Origin of the sequence: Bradyrhizobium sp., assembly GCF_017881085.1 — a bacterium.
Lineage (GTDB): Bacteria > Pseudomonadota > Alphaproteobacteria > Rhizobiales > Xanthobacteraceae > Bradyrhizobium.
Genome location: NZ_JADGRI010000073.1, coordinates 1 through 18,472, shown reverse-complemented (window position 1 = coordinate 18,472; position 18,472 = coordinate 1). Strand labels below are relative to the sequence as shown.

The window sequence follows — 18,472 nt, the reverse complement described above, 5'->3', positions numbered from 1 at the left end:
TACCGCTACAATTTCCGCACGCAGGCGAACGGCACACCGGAGATGCTGGCCGTTCTCGTCTATCTCCTCAAGATGAAGCCGGACTTCAAGACCATCGCGGTCGTCAATCAGGACTACGCCTGGGGCCGCGAAAGCTGGGAAATCTTCTCAACTGCGCTGAAGGCCATGAAACCTGACGTGCAGGTGGTGGCGGAGCTCTTCCCAAAATTCGGTGCCCCCGACTACTCCACCGAGGTTTCCCGCTTGCTGGCGTTGCGTCCCGATGTGGTGCTGACCACCAGCTGGGGCGGTGATCTTGACACGCTGGTGCGCCAGGCCGGTCAGCGCGGCCTGCTGCAACAGTCAGCGTTCGTGCTCGCCATCGGAGAATCGTCAATCCAGCGGCTGGGCAAGGATCTACCCGAAGGCTTGATTGTCGGTGCCCGCGGTGATCACTGGTTTCTGCATCCAGAGAAGAAGAACGATGCAGCCTTCAAGGCCTTCAACGAGGCATTCAAGGCAAAGACCGGGTCTTGGCCGATTTACCCTGTCTATCACATGGCCCAGGCCTTCTCGGCTCTGCAGGCGGCCTATGACAAGGCCATCAAGGCCAATGGCGGCAACTGGCCGTCGCACGAGCAGGTCGTGGATGCGGCTGCCGGCACCGAGTTCGCAACGGGCTTCGGCAGGCCCGTCACATTGCGGGTGGAGGATAACCAGGGTCTGGAGGCCCAGCTTGTTGGCATCACCAAGGCCGTACCGGGCTATGACTTCAAGGTGCTCGACAACATGATGGTCTTCGACCCCCGGGCGATCACAACTCCGCCAGGCATGCGGTCGGTAGAGTGGCTCAAGACGCTCAAGCCCGAATTCGTCAAGATGGAAGTGCCAACGTTCAGGCACTGACACCGTGATCGCCGTCCTCCGGACTTTACTCCGGGGGACGGGCTTTGCCTTGAAGGCTTCTCGATGAACTCCACTCTCGCCACCCTGGCCGTTCTCGACGGGATCAGCTACGCCGCATTGGTGTTCCTGGTTTCGGTTGGGCTCAGCCTTATCTTCGGCGTGCTGCGCGTGGTGAACGTGGCGCATGGCTCTTTCTATGCGTTTGGGGCTTATCTGGCCGCCACGTTCAGCCTCGCTGTCGCGCCCCTGTCGCCGTGGCTCACATATCCCGCGCTGGTGGCGGCATCCATCGTGATCGGCGTGGTATGCGGCGGGCTCATCGAGCGCTTTCTGCTGCGGCCGCTGTACGGGCGCGACGACGTCCTGCAGCTTCTGATCACCTTTGCGGCCTTCATGATTATGGACAACCTGCAGCGCCTGATCTGGGGCGTTCAGCCAATTTTCGCCAACGAGCCGCTGAAGCTGTTGCCCAACATCTCCGTGTTCGGCGTCAATTACACCTCCTACCAGGTCTTGCTGCTACCATGCGTGGCCCTGCTGACGCTCATCGGCCTGCGCTACTTTCTGCGCCGCACCCTTGCGGGCGCTGTGATTATGGCTGTCACGGAGGATCGTGAGGCCGCGACCGCCATTGGTATCGACGCGAAGCGGGTTTACTTCGTTACGTTCATCATCGGCGCGAGCTTCGCGGCTCTTGGCGGAGCGCTTGCCTTGCCGACCACCTCACTTGTGCCCGGCATGGGCGCGGACATGATCGTGCTTTCCTTCGCCGTCGCCGCGACAGCTGGCCTCGGTCAGATCGAAGGCACAGCTGTCACCGCACTCATGATCGGGCTTGCGCGTGCCTTCATCATCTACACCCAGCCCGAGTTCGAGGTTCTGGTGCCCTATCTTCTCATGGTGCTCGTGCTCCTGGTGCGGCCGTTCGGCCTGTTCGGCGCCACGCAGTTAAGGAAAATCTGATGGCCGGCCGTTTCAAGCCGATTACGATGGCCGCGGTCGTCTTCTTCCTGGTAGCCGCCGTCGCGCCGCTATTCGTGCCGAGCTGGGCCACGCTGTTCGCGCTGATCCTCGCCAAAAGTATCGTGGTGCTGGGCATCATCTTGCTGCTGCAAGCGGGACAGGTGTCGTTTGGACACGCGATGTTCTTCGTAACAGGCGCTTACAGCGCGGCCTTTTGGGGCAAGTATGTCGGTGGCGGCGACATCGTGCTCTATCTGGTGCTCGGCGCCGTATCATCCACCGTCTTCGGCCTCATCGTGGGCCTGTTTGTGGTGCGCTACCGGGAAATCTTCTTCGGAATGCTCAACCTGGCCTTCTCGATGGTGCTGTGGTCGCTACTGGAGAAGATGTTCCACTACACCAACGGCGCGGACGGCATTCGCGTGGCGCGTCCGGGTCTGCTGGGATTGGCTTTCACACCGGAAACCTTCCAATACGTCATCCTCTATGTGAGCTTGCTGATCGCGATAGCGGCATTCTTCGGCGTGCAACGCTACCTCGACAGCCCTCTCGGGCATATGTTGCGGGCCATCAAGTCGAACGAGACGCGGCTGGAATATTTGGGAACGTCGGCCCGCCGCGTGCTTCTCGTCGGCTATGTGATTTCCGCGTTCCTCGGTGGTATTGGCGGCACGCTGGTGGCGATCATCCAGCAGATCGCCACGCCGGAGTTCGGCTACTGGACAAAGTCGGGCGAGTTCGTGTTCATCGCGATCCTCGGCGGCGGCGCGCATGCTTTCGGTGCGTTTGCCGGGGCTGCCATGTTTGAAGTCGTCCGCTTCTATGCGGCCGCTCAGCTCGCAAACGCATGGCAGCTCATTCTCGGCGTGGTGCTGATCGTCATCATTCTCTACGCGCCGAACGGCCTGATAGGCCTCAGGCAGCGCGACAATCGTTCGAAGGAAGGAGGTCACTGATGGCCAACGTCCTTCTCTCGGCCAAGGGCATCAAGATCCGCTTCGGCGGGGTCATCGCAGCGGATGGAATCGACCTCGACGTCCATGAGGGCGAGAATCTCGCCATCATCGGGCCCAACGGCGCCGGCAAGACGACGTTCCTCAATATCTCGACCGGTTACCTCAGGCCGCAGGCAGGCAGTGTGAGCTTTCTTGGCCGCGATATTACCGCGCAGCTGCCGCGTACGATCACCAAGCTCGGCATCGCCCGCGCCTTTCAGATTCCTCAACTGTTCCTCGATCAGACGGTGATGGAGAACATGCTGATCGCGGCCGCCTCGCTCAGGGGGCATCCATCGGGGCTCAAGGCTCTCTCGAGCCTGCCGGAGAGGCCGGAGATGGAGCGGCTGCTCGATCTCGTGGGCGTCAAGGAATACGCGGAGCGCAAGGCGAGAGAATTACCCGAAGGGCAGCGCAAGCTCATCGATATTGCTCTTGCGCTGGCCTTGAAGCCCAAGCTCCTGCTCATGGACGAGCCGACCTCAGGCGTCGCGTCGTCGGAGAAGTTCGGCATTATGGACATCCTCATCACCGCGCTCGCGAAGGAAAAGGTGACCTCGGTTTTTGTCGAGCACGATATGGACATGGTGGAGCGCTATGCCAGCCGCGTTGCAGTCTGGAGCATGGGAAAGATTCAAAAAGTTGGGACGCCTGCGGAGGTCCTGGCCGATCCGAAAGTCCGCGAGCACGTGATCGGAATATGATGCCGATGCTGAGCCTTGAGAACATCAACGTCGCGATAGCCGGTGCGCCTGTGCTGCGCAATGTCAGCTTCTCCTTGAAGGCCGGCGCGAGCGCTGCACTCATCGGGCGCAATGGCGCTGGCAAGACCACGACAGTACGCACCATCATGGGCTTCACGGAAGCAAGTGGCATCGTGCGTTTGGGCGGCCAGGATCTTGGGCCCGTTCCGCCACATCGTCGGCCATCCCTGGGTATCGGCTATGCGCCCGAGGATCGTCGCCTGTTTTCAGCATTCTCTGTGGAGGAGAACATCCTTCTCCCCGGCCGCGTTGCGAAGCTGAGTCCTGAGGAAACCCAGCGTAGACTGGATCGCGCCTATTCCGTGCTGCCGGAGCTGAAAGAGCTTGCCAAGCGGCCGGCTGGATCGGTTTCCGGGGGCCAGGGCAAGATGGTGGCGCTAGGCCGCGCTCTGATGCTGGGAACTCGGCTCGTCATTCTCGACGAGCCGTTCCAGGGTCTCGCTCCTGTGCTGGCGCAGCGGTACGCAGAAGCGCTCCGGCGGCTTCGTTCGCAGGACAAGGACATCACGCTGCTCATAACGGAGTCGAACCCGAAGCTTCTCGACACCTTCGCCGACGTGACGCTAACCATAGAGAGAGGCGAGATCGAAAGCCGTGCAAGCAACTGAGACAAGCGACTAGGATGCCCTTCTGAGCGGCGCGACGTCTACGTGCTGTCGCGCGGCCGTGTCGTGATGCACGCTGTTCCCGGTGACATTACCGAGGAGCGGCTGCACCAAGTGCATTTGAATTGAGTTGGACCGGTCATCCGCACCGTTCCGAAGACGAGGCATTCGCTTTTTAGGACGCGCAACCAGAACAATAAGCAAGGAGAGTTCGTATGAATATCAACGTCAAACTTCCGCCCGCGAAAGGCGTTTTCATCGACAACGCATGGCGGCCTTCGCATTCGGGTAGGACTCTTGCGATGCTGGCCCCCGCCACAGGCCAGGTCATCGCCTCGATTGCTGCGGGCGACGCCGAAGATGTAGACCTCGCTGTTAAGTCGGCGCGTCGCTCTCTTGAGCAGGGTGCGTGGGGCCGCATGACCGCAACGGAGCGCGGCCGGTTGCTCTCGCGGCTCGGCAGGCTGATCGAAGATCATGCCGAGGAACTTGCCAAGTTAGAAGCGGCAGACACCGGCAAGCCGATGAAACAGGCCAAAGCCGACGTCACCGCGGTCGCTCGCTATTTTGAATATTACGGCGCAGCCGCGGACAAGGTGCACGGCGACACTATTCCATTTCTCGACGGCTACCTCGTCACCACGTTATACGAACCGCTCGGTGTGACCGGACATATCATTCCTTGGAACTATCCGGGTCAAATGTTCGGCCGAACTGTGGCGCCGGCTCTTGCGATGGGCAATGCGACAGTGGTCAAGCCGGCCGAGGAGGCCTGCCTGGTGCCGCTGCGGATCGCCGAGCTTGCAGTCGAAGCAGGATTTCCGGAAGGTGCGCTCAACGTCGTTCCCGGACTTGGGGAGGAAGCGGGCGCCGCGCTCGCCGCCCACCCCGGAATTGACTTTTTGTCTTTTACCGGTAGTCCGGAAGTCGGCACCCTGGTCCAGATCGCCGCAGCTAAAAACCATATCGGTTGCACGCTCGAATTGGGCGGCAAATCTCCCCAGATCGTGTTTGCAGACGCTGACATGGACGCAGCGCTTGCTTCAGTGGCAGCCGCGATTGTCCAGAACGCTGGCCAGACCTGTTCGGCCGGCTCGCGTGTGCTGGTCGAGCGGCGTATCTGGGATCGCTTCCTTGCCGACCTAAAAACTCGTTTCGAGAAGATCCAAGCCGGCACGCCCGAAATGGATCTCGACCTTGGCCCGGTGATCAGCGCGGGTCAGAAGAGCCGAATCGAGGGCATCCTAAAGCGCGCAGAAGCATCGGGAGCGATGGTTTTGGCCCGCGGCTCGATTGCCGCTGGTGCGCCGAGCGAAGGGTTCTATGTGGCGCCTGCGGTCTATCAAAACGTCGATCCCAGTTCGGAGCTGGCCCGGGAAGAGGTATTCGGCCCGGTTCTCGCGGCGATGCCTTTCGACGATGAGGCAGATGCGATCAAACTCGCCAACAGCACGGAATTCGGGCTCGTTGCCGGCGTTTGGTCGGGCGACGGATCGCGCGCCATGCGCGTTGCCCGCAAGGTCCGTGTCGGCCAGATGTATATCAACGGTTATGGCGCCGGCGGAGGCATCGAGCTTCCTTTTGGCGGCATGAAGAAGTCCGGACACGGACGCGAGAAAGGCTTCGAAGCCCTTTATGAACTGGCAGCGATGAAGACGCTGGTCGTCAAGCACGGATAAGGAGAAACAGACATGCGGCTTAAGGGAAAAACGGCTCTCGTCACTGGCGGAGCATCGGGGTTCGGCGCCGAAATCGTACTCAGTTACGTAAGGGAGGGCGCAAAGGTTGTCATCCTCGATCTGAATGGCAACGGTGCACAGAAGATAGCGGACGCCGCGGGCGGGGGCACGATCGCGGTCGCAGGCGACGTGACGAAGCAATCCGACATCGACGCCGCGGTGAAACGGGCAGTCGATACATTCGGCAAGCTCGACATTGTCGTCAACAACGCTGGATGGACTTTCCGCAACAAACCGATGCTGGAAGTGAGCGAAGCCGAGTTCGACAAGGTATTTGCCATTAACGTAAAGTCGATCTTCCTGATGACCAATGCGGTGGTACCGGTGATGAGGAAACAGAAGAGCGGTCGCATCATCAACATCGGCTCGACAGCAGGCCTTCGTCCGCGGCCTGGATTGACTTGGTACAACGCGACCAAGGGCGCCGTGAATCTGATGTCAAAGTCAATGGCAGTCGAACTAGCGCCAGACGGCATTCGCGTAAATTGCATCGCGCCGGTGATAGGCGAGACCGCATTGCTGGAATCGTTTATGGGCGTGCCGGACACGCCGGAAAACCGTGCCAAATTCCTCGCGACGATCCCGCTCGGTCGAATGGCCAAACCCGGAGATGTTGCGAATGCATGCGTCTATCTTGGTGGCGACGAATCCGAGTTTCTCACCGGGGTCGTTCTGCCGGTGGACGGGGGACGAACGATTTAAGGGAGGGCGGACCTAGTCGCTCCGGCGCAAGGTGTTGGGGGCCGACAATGTCGATGGCAGCATTGCGCGAGTTGCCGACTACGCCGCTGCACGCCAAGGCGCTGCCGGGCAATCCCGATGATGGCCATACCCTCGCGGTCGTCATTCCCGAGATCGAGACGAGCGTCGGCGCGAGCCTGGCGAAGATCGTCGCTGATGCCGGCTATCGCGGCCACAACGTGTCGAAGCAGGAGGCGTTCAAGGTTTACGTTGCGGGCCAGAAACGCGGTCTGTCCTCCGTCATCAAGCGCGCCTTCCGACGCCGGTCAGCCGTTGAACCCGTGATAGGCCATCTCAAGAACGAACATCGCATGGGTCGCAACCATCTCACCGGAAGCCGGGGGTAATGCCGTAACTACAACTTCAGGCTCCTGTTCCTCTGGATGAGCATTTTGTGCGCCTAGTTCAGCGCAACCATCTGCGGAAATGCACAACCGTCAGAAACCCCTCAGGCCGGATGAACGGCGTTCTTCACGAACGACTCGTTAGTGAACGGAACCACGGCCAGAGCGGAAATATTCCGCACGCGGAGAATGCTGCTGGCAAACGCAATGGACGATGTCCACTATGGCTATATGCGGAAATCGTGCTAATATATACTTAGTGATCAGAAACATGATCATGCAACCTTGGGAGGAGACAATGCGGGCGAGTCTTGCAAGAATTCTGTTCCGCGGTTCAATCGCGGCGACTGCGATGATAGCGACGGCAGTGCATGCCGCCGATCCTCCGAAGGACGTGAAACTATACGTGTTCTCATCCGGCGGACTCACGCTGGACAAGTCTATTCTGCAGAACGGCTCGAGCGGGAAGGTCACAATTCCAGTCGGCTTCTTCCTGATTCGCCATCCCAAGGGTGACGTGCTGTTCGATTGCGGTAACAACGATCGCATCATCACCAATCCGGACTATTGGGGACCGCTGATCGGCGGACTGGACCCGGTACGCACACCGGACGTCGCGATCGACACGCAGCTTGCCAAGATCAACGTGAGGCCGGCGGACGTCAAATACGTCGTGCTCGGTCATTTCCATGCGGACCATGCCGGCAATATCGGCAAGTTCATGGATTCGACATTCGTCTACCAGCGCGATGAGATCAAAAGCGCCTTCTGGCCGGCGCCGGGTTTCGCAACGTTCTACATCTCAGGTGATTTCGAACCGATGCGCAGTGGCATCGCAGTCGGCATGCCCAACAAGGTGAAGGTGATCGAACTCGAGGGCGACCTCGACCTGTTCGGCGACCACAGCGTCTACATTCATCGCGCAGTTTCGCACACGCCCGGGAGTCAGCTTGTGGTGGTCCGTCTGCCCAAGACCGGCACCGTCGTGCTGACTGGCGACGCAATCTATCTTCAGGAAAACCTCGATAAGAATCTGCTTCCAAGCATCGGCAGCGTCTACAATCCGCCCGGCATGCTCGATGCCTACGCTTGGGTTCGCCGCGTTCGGGATCTCGAAGGCGCCGACGTCATATTCTCCCACGATCCAGACACGTTTAAGGCTAAGAAGCACGCGCCCGAATACTACGATTGAGCCGCCGGCCAGGATTTAGGCGATTCAGATTCATGAGGCCATTCGGCCCGTGCGCTCAGGCGCCCGGGCCGCTATTTCAGGACGCGTAAATGTCCCCGGTAGTAGTCGTGTGGCAGCTCACCAAGTGGTACGGGCCGAGACGCGCCGTCGCCGACGTTTCATTTGCGGTCGAGCCCGGGGAGATCATCGGTCTTCTCGGCCCTAACGGCTCCGGGAAAAGCACTATCTTTCGCATCCTCACGGGCTACCTCGCGCCGAGCTCCGGGACTGTGGAAGTCGCCGGCTTCGATGTCGTTCGTGATGCATTCGCGGTGCGCCGAGAAGTGGGCTACGTGCCCGAGGATGCACCGCTATACGAGCACATGCGGGTCGTTGAGTTCCTGCGCTTCATGGCGCAGATCAAGGGGCTGCGGGGAAGAGCGATAGGCCGCGCCGTCGATGCCGCAGCCGCGAGGCTTGATCTCGATCGCGTCATGAACCTGACGGCCGGCAAGCTTTCGCGCGGCTTTCGACAGCGGGTATCAATCGCCCAGGCGCTCTTGACCGAGCCTAAGGTTCTCATCCTCGACGAGCCTACGAGTGGGCTCGACCCGCACCAAGTGATCGCGGTCCGCGACCTCATCCGTTCGCTTGCGGGCCACCAAAGCGTTTTGCTGGCTTCCCATGTGCTGAGCGAAATCGAGAAGATCGCGAGCCGGGTCATGATCCTGCTCGACGGCACGCTGCTGACAGCTGACGCGCGCGCCACAACGTCCACCGACGTGCGGCTCAGGGCTCGGATCTCCGGGTCCGAAAGCGAAGTGCGTACATCGCTCGCCGCGATCTCGGGGGTTCGTGAGGTCTCGGTCGAACAGGTCGCGGCAGCGGAGCGTCACTATCTGATCGACGCGGAGCCCAGTGATCGGGTTCGGGCCGAAATTACACGGACGCTGGTCGCGAGGGGCCTCGAGCTCACCGAACTGGTCGAAGTCCGGGCGGATCTCGAGCAGAGATTCCTCGATCTGACACGACGGCGGTCTGGCAAGGCTGCTGCATGACTGCGTTTTTGGTTCTGCTGCTGAAGGAGGAGAAGGCACTGTTCTCCTCGCCGATTGCCTACGCGGTCATGACCGTCTTCCTGCTCCTTATGGGTTATAGCTTTACGCTCACACTTTTTCTGAGCCACCAGCCGAGCCTCGTCCACATCTTTTTCCAGATGTTCGTTCTCTTCATGCTGACGGTCCCGCTCATCACAATGCGGCTTCTGGCCGAAGAGCGGAAGCTGCGGACAATCGAGGTGCTCCTTACCTCACCGGTGACGGAACTCGACATTGTGCTGGCGAAATTCGTGGCTAGCATGAGCCTGATCGTCATCCTGCTGATGCTGTCGGGCTCCTATGCGGTCGTGCTCGCGATCTACGGCGATCCTGACTGGGGTCCAATCTACAGCGGGTACCTCGGCCTCCTGCTGCTCGGTGCCGCGCTGGTCGGTGTAGGGCTGCTCGCGTCGGCGCTGACCGCCAACCAGATGATCGCCGCATTGGTTTCGCTGAGCCTGTTCCTGCTGCTTTGGATCATCGACAGTTTCGGTTATCTGCTGCCGAGCCCGTTCGACGCGCTGGCCGTCAATCTGTCGCTCTCGGTGCATTTCAAGTCCTTCGCGGTCGGCTCCGTGTATCTTTCCGACGTGGGCTTCTTCCTGAGCGTCACATTGTTGACCCTGTTCCTGAGCGTTCGCGCTCTCGCGCGGCGATGAGGGTCGCCATGGAAAGCCGAGGCAGCCGGATTTTGGTCATTGTCGCCTTGAGCCTCGCCGCACTGGCGCTCGGAGCGCTCGGATCCGCCAACTGGTGGGGTGAACGGGTCTCGAACAGCCTGCTGTTCGCAGCGTGGTGCCTTGCGCTGCTCGTCCTGTTCGTGCTCGGAATGGGCCTCCCGCTGCGACTGCGCGTCTCACAGTTTGGGACATGGCTGACCAATATCGTCGTCGCGAGCGTCGCCGTCGCGCTTGTCATAGCTGCCAACGTCGCCCTGTTCCACCACGACGTGCACCTCGATCTTAGCCGCGAGGCACGCAACACCCCGCCACCGGAGATAGAAGCGGTCGTCGACCATTTGCAGACAGATCTTGTGCTTACGTATTTCTACAACGACGGCGACGACCGCGCCCTGCGTGCAAAGGATCTTCTTCTGGTAGCTGCGCGCGATCGCCCGCGCTTCCACGTCCGGGCCATCGATCTCGACAAGGAGCCCGGGCTGGCGCGGGATTTCGGCGTTCATGCCTACAACACATTCGTACTTCAGGCCGAGCAGCGCCGGGTCGTGATCGAGAACACGACGGATCTCACCGGGCTCGCGTATGCGGCGCTGCGGGTGCTGAAATCCCAAACCGACACGGTCTGCTTCGTCACCGGACACGGCGAGAGTTTTCGCGAGCAGCAGGCGCATTTTCACTACAGCCACGTCGAGACGCTCAAGGGCCACGACGTGCCCGGCGCAGGGGACGTGCTGGTGGGTGAACCGGACGGGCTCGACCGCCTGGCATTGGCATTGACCGAGATCGGCTATACGGCTCGCCCCCTCGTGCTTGCGACCGTCACCGAAGTACCCGCAGATTGTACGGTGGTCGCCGACATCGGGGTGCGCACCGCCTACGCGGCGGGCGAGGCCATTGTGCTCGCCAATTTCCTAGGATCTGGCGGGCGGCTGCTCCTGCTGCTGGACGTAGGTTCGGCCGTCGGCCCCGAGCTCGATCAGCTTCTGGGCTCGGTCGGCCTGCGGATTGGGGACGGCGTAGTGATCGACCCGCTCAATCATTTTCGCTCGGACCCCGACAAGGTCGCAGTGCCATATTATCCGCCGCATCCGATCACCGACCGGCTCGCGCTGACGATTTTTCCGCGGGTGCGGCCGATCATGATCGCCGGGCCAACGGCGGGCGTGAAGGCGACCGTGCTGGCGAGCAGCAGCCAGGATAGCTTTATCCGGCCTGCCGCGTCCTTGGCCGATGCGCACGCGGGCGAAGGGGCCGCTCCGGATGACAAGCCGGCCGTACAGGCGCTGGCGGTCGCGCTCGAAGGCGCCTGGCCGCGGACCAGCGCTGGCGCGAAACCCTTCCGGCTAGTGGTCGCCGGCACCAGCAAGTTCGCCACCAACGAATATTTTCCGTTCGTGTCGAACGGGGAACTGGCGGTTGGAATGCTGCGCTGGCTCGCGAGCGACGACACGATGCCGACTATTAGGCCGGCAGCCTATAGCCTACCCGAGATCACGCTGACGAGCCGGCAGATGCGCAACGTGTTTCTCATCCTCGAAGTGGTCCTGCCGCTCTCGACGCTGCTTCTCGGCGTCGCCGTCTGGTGGAGGCGGCGTTGAAACCCTCCGTGCGAGGATTCGCCGCCGCGACCGCCGCCGTCGCAATCATCGTCATGCTCGGTCTGCTGATCTTTACGGGAAAGTCGCCGACGCTCGGCAATCTGGTGCGGTTCGCGCCAAAAGGGCTCGTAGCTGCCGCGCCGCAGGCGATCGCGCGTGTCGAGATCCGGATTGGGCGGGAGCATTTCGTGCTCGACCGCCGGGACCACGCCTCCTGGGCGGTCGCGGGTGCGGCTGTGGACGATGGCTACGCGGCCGACCTGGGATCCCACGTGGAGGCCGCGCTGCGTTTCATGCACGTCAGCGATGCCGTGCGCAGCCTCGATCCCGACGCGTATGGGGCAACCGGCCTTGGGGAATTCGGCCTCGATCCACCGGCCTATGTGGTCTCGCTTTCGGAAGCCGGCAGGCCGGTTGCAACGGCCCAGTTCGGAATCCTCAATCCCCCAGGTACGTCCCAATATGTTCGGCTCCTCGGATCCGCGAAGGTCAACCTGATGCCGCGCCATGTCGGGGCGGAATGGCAGGTGGTCACTGACATGGCGCGGCGGATTGCGGCGCGGATTCCGGGCGCCGATGCGGCCGACCAGGAACCGCGCCTGGGCTTGCTGCTTCCGACATCGATCGACCATATCTGGGCCGTCGAGCTCGTGACGGCAGGCAGGCTGACCCGCTTCGAGCGCGACAGTGCCGGCCGCTGGTTCCTCCATGCCGGGCAGCATTCGCACGTCGGCAATGCGGACGCGCACGTCGCCGATCCGACCCGCGCGATGCTCATAGGAACCGCGCTCGATGCCCTCAACCAGAGCGAGATCGAAGCCACGATCTTGCAGCACCCGGGGCCGAGCGAGCTGTCGCGCTATGGCCTTGCGTTGCCGGCGATGATCGTCCTGCTCTATCCGCGCGACAGCTCGACGCCGCTTGCACGGATCGAGGTCGGCGCTGCAGCAGGGGACGGGTTCAGCCGGTACGCACTCCTTGCGGGTACGGTCGTGAGGGTCGCTGACCACGACGTCAAGCGCCTTACCGATCTGCTCAAGGCGGTTGGAGCCGCAACATGAGCCTGACGGTTGATGGGCTCGCGAGCGGATTGAGGCATATCGCCGTCGCGCTGTTGATCCTGGCGGGATCGGTCTTCGTTGCGCATGCCCACCAGGTCAACCTGACCACGGCCCGCATCGTGCTCGGGCCCGGCGGTACCGTCAGTGTCGACGTTGCGCTCAAGGGCAGCGACGTAGACCGGGCGACCGGGACAGCGATCTTCAACGAGCAAACCGGTCTCGTCGATCCCGAGCGGCTTGGCCGATCAACCGGGCCGATCTCCGACTACGTGGCCGGGCTTGCGGTCGTCATGGGAGCCGACGCAACATCCTGTGCCACGCCGCATCGGCCCGTGGTCGTACCTGACGGCGATGGCATCATCGTGCGACAAACCTTCTCGTGCAAGGCCGTTCGCGGCGATCTCGTCTACCGGTCAAAGGTCTTGCTCGACGTCGAGCCATCGGCCCGTCAGGTCGTGCTAATAGGGACTAGCGAGGACGCTCCCCAGGCGCTGCTAGACGCTGGCCACACCGACGTTGTCCTCACCGCGGCGGCACCCTCGCTGGTGCTCGCACTGCGCCAATACATCGCGACAGGCGTTGAGCACATCTTCCTGGGTTATGATCATGTCGCCTTCCTGGTGGCGGCCGTGCTGTGGGCAACTCGGCTCTGGCCGGTGATCAAGATCGTCACCGCGTTCACGATTGCGCACTCGATCACCTTGTCGCTCGCGGCCCTCGATGTCGTTGTGATCCCGAGCGAGATCGTCGAGCCCGCTATCGCGGCATCGATCGTGTTCGTCGCGCTGGAGAACTTCTTCTCGCGCAATGTCGACCGGCGATGGATCGTCACGTTTGTCTTCGGTCTGGTTCACGGCTTCGGATTTGCGGGGGCTTTGCAGGAATTCGGACTTCCCAGAGGCGCAATCGTGCCTGCGCTCGCGGCCTTCAACATCGGCGTCGAGATCGGCCAGATTGCGATCGTCTCGATCGTAGTGCCGGTGCTTATCGGCCTCGACCGGCTTCTGGCAGCCGACGGGGCAGCGCCGGTACGGGCCTCCGCGCTGGTCTACGCGCTCTCGGGCACGATCACGGTTCTGGGATCCTATTGGCTGCTTTCGCGCATCCACATAGCCTGAGGACGCCGGAGTGCTGGCAGATCGAAATGGCCTCGTTGCGATGGATGAGAGTTCACAATTTGTAGGTCTGGTGACTTGGGTGTCGCCTGCACGATAATCAAATCAAAGAGAACGCTGACGGCTCACGGAAGAATGGCGGTGTGCTTGGCAATGATTTGGACAAGTGGCTGAGTGACTCAGCGTGAACACCGCGTCAAATTGTATTATACTTCAGGCGGTCGTGCATCACGTTCGCAAATAAAATGTCTGCGCGCGTCTACGGTTGTCCACACAAGTATATTGGACCGATATTGGACCCTAGCGCCAAGCGAAGAGCTAACTTATTGAATCAATTGGCGCGGGAATCGAAGGGCGCTCACAAAAACACCCATAAAACGGGCATAATTCAGCTTGGCTGCTGAACATTTGAGGATACCACCATGCAAGCAGGGTCGCCATCCCGCGATGTCTGTTCTTCGGCCGCTTTCGAGGGTAACCCGGACATATCGCGGACCACCCATTTCGTTTGACGCGAAGGCGACACCCGGGCCTGATCAGCTTCTGAGGACCGGTTGGGTGCAAATTCCGTTGCAAAATGCTAAGCTGACAGGGCGGGACTCATTCGTCGCGCTCGTTTCCGCTTCTGGGTGGGGCGTGCATCGATCCTCTCGCGGATTGGTCGCCATCTGTTTGATTGGTTGCGTTGCGGTCACATCCAGCGCGTCCGCTCAAGACGCCAAACCCTCCACGCTTCCTCCAGTGGTGGTGGAAGCACCTGAGCGGCGCCAGGATATCGGTATCAAGCCAAAGCAAGGCGTGGACAGAGGGAGACGCTCGAAACGCAATGCGCCCCGAAGCCCGGCCTCGGTCGCCAACACTCCGCCCGCCGCGAATGTGGTCGGCATGTCGGCGGCGGCGACGCCAGTCATGTCATCGAGTGAGAAAAAAGTTAGCGGTGCTGATGTCAACGCCTGGCCGTTTTCTCGGCCTGCGGAAGCGCTTGAAGTCGTTCCCGGCCTGATCATCACCCAGCACAGCGGCGACGGCAAAGCCAATCAGTATTTCCTGCGCGGCTTCAATCTCGACCACGGCACCGATCTCGGAATATGGGTGGATGAAATGCCGGTCAATATGCGCACCCATGCGCACGGTCAGGGATACGCCGACCTGAATTTCCTGATGCCCGAACTGATAAGCTCGGTCAATATCCGCAAAGGGCCTTACTTCGCCGACGAAGGCGATTTCTCTTCGGTAGGTTCGGTGCATATCAATCTGCTTGACAGCATCAAGTCGATGGCGTCGATCACAGTCGGTAGCTTCGGCTATCGGAGGGGCTTCGGCGTCACATCCACCAAAATCGGTGAAGGCACCTTGCTGGTCGCCGGCGAGGCAGCCGCCTACAACGGCCCCTGGGATAACCCTGATAACCTGCGCAAGCTGAGCGGCGTGATGCGCTACAGCCAGGGCACGGCGGAGGATGGGTTTTCGCTGACCGGAATGGCCTATGCCAACCGATGGAACTCCACCGATCAGATTCCATCACGGGCCATCGCTTCCGGCGAGATCGGCCTCTATGGCGCCTTCGATCCCAGCGACGGCGGAAATTCCAATCGTCTCTCGCTATCGGGTCACTGGGCGCAGACCGACGACGGCGGCTCCTCGAAGGCCAATTTTTATGTTATCAAGAGTTCGCTCAACCTCTGGAACAATTTCACATACTTTCTCACCGATCCGGTCAATAGCGATCAATTTCATCAGCACGACGACCGCGTCCTCGGCGGCGTCAATGCGTCGCACACCTTCAAGAGCCGGTTCGCTGGCCTGCCGATGGAGACCGAAATCGGCGTTCAAAGCCGCTATGACGATATCAGGCTGGACCTGAACAACTCCGTGCAGCGGCAGTTCCTTTCTCCCATCCGCAGCGACGCGGTACAGGAGGGCAGCGTTGGCGTATTCTTTCAGAACACGTTGCACTGGACCGACTGGCTGCGAACGAATGTCGGCTGGCGCGGCGATTTCTATCAAACTTCAGTCAATTCCTTTTTCACGCCAGCCAACTCCGGCAGCGCCAATGCTTTTATCGGCAGTCCGAAGTTCAACGTGGTGATTGGACCATTTGCCAAAACCGCATTCTTCATCAACGCCGGCGAGGGATTTCACAGCAACGATGCGCGTGGTGTTACAATTACGGAATCGCCTACCGATGGCACGGCGCTGCAATCATCGCCGCTTCTGGTCAAGACCAAAGGAGCCGAGGTCGGATTGCGGACAAAAATCATTCCGAAACTGGAGAGTTCGATTAGTCTGTTTCTGCTCGACTCCGCATCCGAGATTTTATTCTTAGGTGACGCCGGCGATACCGCGGCGAGCCGGCCGAGCCGCCGCTACGGTATTGAGTGGACCAACTACTATCGGCCGCTCTCATGGCTCAGCTTTGAGGCCGACATCGCCGCGACACACGCTCGCTTCCGTGGCGACGACCCTGATAAGGCGGCGCTATATGCGTCGCTCGCAGGATTTCCCGCCGCGCAGATCGGCAATGCACCGGGCAACTACATTCCGGGCGCACCGAATGTGATCGCTTCGGTTGGTATCACACTTGGTGAGAAAACCGGCTGGTTCTCTGCGCTGCGCTATCGCTATTTTGGGCCGCGTCCACTCACCGAAGACAATGCCTTTGTCTCGCCGGCGACCGGCTTGCTGAACGGGCGACTCGGTTATCGCTTCGACAACGGCTGGCGTATCCAACTCGACGCCTTCAATTTATTGAACAGTCACTCAAACCAGATCACCTATGCCTATGGTTCCCTGCTGAAATCGGATTCGCTGTTCGCGATGTGCTTCCCTTCGTCTGGAATGCCAACCGCGCCCGCTGCTGTTTGCCAGACCGGAGTAATGGACTGGGTGCTTCATCCCGTCGAGCCGCTGGCGATACGCCTGACAGTCGCAGGGCAGTTCTAACTCCCTGGCGGTGAGTGATTGAATAGGAGTGACGTCTGTTAATGGCAGATATTGTTGAAAAAGTCGAAATTCAACTGCTCCTAAAATCTCGCGAAAGATGATTTTTAGACGTCTCTAGCGCGGCAAAGCTCCGTAGCGCCGATACGAAGGTCGGTGACCGCTTTTGAGCGAAAAAATGTGCTCCCTCACGTCGCAGCGCGAGGAACGCCTCAGCGGTCTTAAAAAATTTCGTTCGTTAGCCAAAAAGGACTTTTTCAACACTATCGGCACATAGCGGACGTCTCAGTGCGTTCCTCGAATGCCTGCTGTTGGGGGGCACCCCAAGAACGGACATAGAGCGACCACTGCGGCATGTCCGTTTCGTGCCAATTGCGTCGTCTTGTGCTGCACTGGACGGCTTCTCTATTCGATCGTCTTGTCGGCGTCGGCGAGCAGCGTCGGAGGGAAGTCGGGCGGAATAGCTTGGCGGTCCTGAGGCGTATCCAGCGCAGGTTTATAGTTTTGCCGCATAGAATAGATTTGTCGGACTCCTGATATCGAGCTCTTGAAAGCTCCCGAATCCAGCGTCATGCAATAGTGTCTCCATGCGAGATGGACCCATGCATGTTCCGAGACCTGGGCCATCTTCGGCCAGCGACTGTGTCATGCAGTGGAATATGCTGAATCCGTAATACATCGCTGCGATCGAATTGAGATTGTCTTCAAGACGATCCGCAGCCTTAGGCTCCACCACAAAAAGCGTTCCCTCGGGTTTCAGCAACGCGCGCATTTCGGCCAGCGTCCGCTGGGGCGCTGAGAAATCGTGAACACAATCGCATGCGGTGATCAGATCGAAACCACCGTCGCGATCGAGATCGCGCGTAGTCTTTGCTACGAAGTGAATACGATCCCCCACGCCTGAACTCGCAGCGGTCTCGCGGGCCTTTCTGATGGAGTTGACATCTGGATCGAGACCTACGACTTCGCACTTTGGAAACGCCTTTGCGATCGCAATCCCAACACGTCCGACACCGCAGCCGACGTCGAGTACGCGGCCACCATCTTGCAACCGCTGGACGACATCAGGAAGCTTTGCGAGCCAGTAGCTTCCAAAGCGCTGCTCGTATTGCCCGCTGTTGAGCATATCAAGGGCGACGACACATTCAGGTCCAAAGTCCTCAAACCGCACACCGCCACCCGTACGAAATGCATCGGCAACTTTCGGAGCAACGCCGAGCAGCACTGGGGCGAAGTAGAATAAGCCGCCCATGAAATGATCTGTGCCCTCGGAGGCAACCAGGTAGGCGTGCTCTTCGGGCAATTGAAATGTCTGATCCGCGGAGTCGTAATGAAGGTAGCCTGCGGCAGCCATGCCCTTTAGCCATTCTTCAACATAACGCGGATGCAGGCCTGATGCCTGAACGACCTCATCAGTGCTCAAATGACCTTTGCCTTCCATCGCACGGAACAGCCCGGTCTTGACGCCGACATAGGCCATGCCGACCGCCATCGCGCCGGCCATATCCCCATAAACTTTGTCGGCAAAGGCCTTAACCTGATCCTTGTTCATGGCGCGGCTCCCAATTAACCTGCTATTCTTTCACCGAACGTCATGACCGTAACGTTCGGTACAACCCGAGTACAGTCGAGAATATCTGCCTTGAGGTGATATCAGGTTCCAAACCAATGACCCGTGTGTGTACCGAAAACCTTATTCGAGTTGATGTCGTGATGGAATCGCCTAAGCTGGCGGAATGATCGGGCTGCTCTGTTTCGTTCTGGCCGTCCTGGC

Annotated in this window: 15 protein-coding genes and 1 pseudogene; 15 read left to right on the top strand and 1 reads right to left on the bottom strand. The window is 60.2% G+C overall.

Annotated features, from left to right (window positions below):
* From QZ213_RS09640 to QZ213_RS09570, 15 genes and pseudogenes are all read left to right on the top strand, one after another.
* A partial coding sequence (locus tag QZ213_RS09640; protein ID WP_291685835.1) for an ABC transporter substrate-binding protein occupies nucleotides 1-885 on the top strand: 885 nt, incomplete at its 5' end.
* 63 nt (nucleotides 886-948) lie between these two features.
* The gene (locus tag QZ213_RS09635) at nucleotides 949-1,848 is read left to right on the top strand and encodes a branched-chain amino acid ABC transporter permease (protein WP_291685834.1); all 900 of its coding nucleotides are present in this window, start codon (nucleotides 949-951) and stop codon (nucleotides 1,846-1,848) included.
* Nucleotides 1,848-2,804, top strand: a complete 957-nt coding sequence (locus QZ213_RS09630) for a branched-chain amino acid ABC transporter permease (protein WP_291685833.1) — start codon at nucleotides 1,848-1,850, stop codon at nucleotides 2,802-2,804. Before QZ213_RS09635 ends, QZ213_RS09630 begins: the two co-directional genes overlap by 1 nt.
* Complete coding sequence (locus tag QZ213_RS09625) at nucleotides 2,804-3,547, top strand: ATP-binding cassette domain-containing protein (protein WP_291685832.1); 744 nt, start codon at nucleotides 2,804-2,806, stop codon at nucleotides 3,545-3,547. The genes QZ213_RS09630 and QZ213_RS09625 overlap by 1 nt, the downstream gene beginning before the upstream one ends.
* Before the next feature lie 5 nt (nucleotides 3,548-3,552).
* Nucleotides 3,553-4,215: an ATP-binding cassette domain-containing protein gene (locus QZ213_RS09620; protein ID WP_291685837.1), complete on the top strand. Its 663-nt coding sequence runs from the start codon at nucleotides 3,553-3,555 to the stop codon at nucleotides 4,213-4,215.
* A 212-nt stretch (nucleotides 4,216-4,427) separates the two neighbouring features.
* A complete protein-coding gene (locus QZ213_RS09615; RefSeq protein ID WP_291685831.1) occupies nucleotides 4,428-5,891 on the top strand; it encodes an aldehyde dehydrogenase family protein in 1,464 nt (487 codons plus the stop codon).
* 12 nt (nucleotides 5,892-5,903) lie between these two features.
* A complete protein-coding gene (locus QZ213_RS09610) occupies nucleotides 5,904-6,653 on the top strand; it encodes a glucose 1-dehydrogenase (protein WP_291685830.1) in 750 nt (249 codons plus the stop codon).
* Between the two features lie 86 nt (nucleotides 6,654-6,739).
* Nucleotides 6,740-7,036, top strand: a pseudogene (locus QZ213_RS09605) (IS5/IS1182 family transposase); the annotation flags it as partial.
* 352 nt (nucleotides 7,037-7,388) lie between these two features.
* Nucleotides 7,389-8,228 (top strand): N-acyl homoserine lactonase family protein, encoded by an 840-nt coding sequence (locus QZ213_RS09600; protein ID WP_291685829.1) that lies wholly within the window; start codon nucleotides 7,389-7,391, stop codon nucleotides 8,226-8,228.
* A 107-nt stretch (nucleotides 8,229-8,335) separates the two neighbouring features.
* On the top strand, nucleotides 8,336-9,265 hold the full coding sequence (locus QZ213_RS09595; RefSeq protein WP_291685828.1) for an ABC transporter ATP-binding protein: 930 nt from the start codon (nucleotides 8,336-8,338) through the stop codon (nucleotides 9,263-9,265).
* Nucleotides 9,262-9,963 carry an ABC transporter permease subunit gene (locus QZ213_RS09590; RefSeq protein WP_291685827.1) on the top strand — a complete coding sequence of 234 codons (702 nt, stop codon included), beginning with the start codon at nucleotides 9,262-9,264 and terminating at the stop codon, nucleotides 9,961-9,963. Before QZ213_RS09595 ends, QZ213_RS09590 begins: the two co-directional genes overlap by 4 nt.
* A gap of 8 nt (nucleotides 9,964-9,971) precedes the next feature.
* Nucleotides 9,972-11,582 carry a Gldg family protein gene (locus QZ213_RS09585; protein ID WP_291685826.1) on the top strand — a complete coding sequence of 537 codons (1,611 nt, stop codon included), beginning with the start codon at nucleotides 9,972-9,974 and terminating at the stop codon, nucleotides 11,580-11,582.
* The gene (locus QZ213_RS09580) at nucleotides 11,579-12,643 is read left to right on the top strand and encodes a hypothetical protein (protein WP_291685825.1); all 1,065 of its coding nucleotides are present in this window, start codon (nucleotides 11,579-11,581) and stop codon (nucleotides 12,641-12,643) included. The genes QZ213_RS09585 and QZ213_RS09580 overlap by 4 nt, the downstream gene beginning before the upstream one ends.
* Entirely contained in the window at nucleotides 12,640-13,761 is a 1,122-nt protein-coding gene (locus tag QZ213_RS09575) for a HupE/UreJ family protein (RefSeq protein ID WP_291685824.1), read from the top strand. The genes QZ213_RS09580 and QZ213_RS09575 overlap by 4 nt, the downstream gene beginning before the upstream one ends.
* Nucleotides 13,762-14,643: 882 nt before the next feature.
* On the top strand, nucleotides 14,644-16,701 hold the full coding sequence (locus tag QZ213_RS09570) for a TonB-dependent receptor (protein ID WP_291685836.1): 2,058 nt from the start codon (nucleotides 14,644-14,646) through the stop codon (nucleotides 16,699-16,701).
* A gap of 493 nt (nucleotides 16,702-17,194) precedes the next feature.
* Here the strand turns inward: QZ213_RS09570 and QZ213_RS09565 are convergent, their stop codons facing one another.
* Nucleotides 17,195-18,250 carry a class I SAM-dependent methyltransferase gene (locus QZ213_RS09565; protein WP_291685823.1) on the bottom strand — a complete coding sequence of 352 codons (1,056 nt, stop codon included), beginning with the start codon at nucleotides 18,248-18,250 and terminating at the stop codon, nucleotides 17,195-17,197.
* Nucleotides 18,251-18,472: the final 222 nt, after the last annotated feature.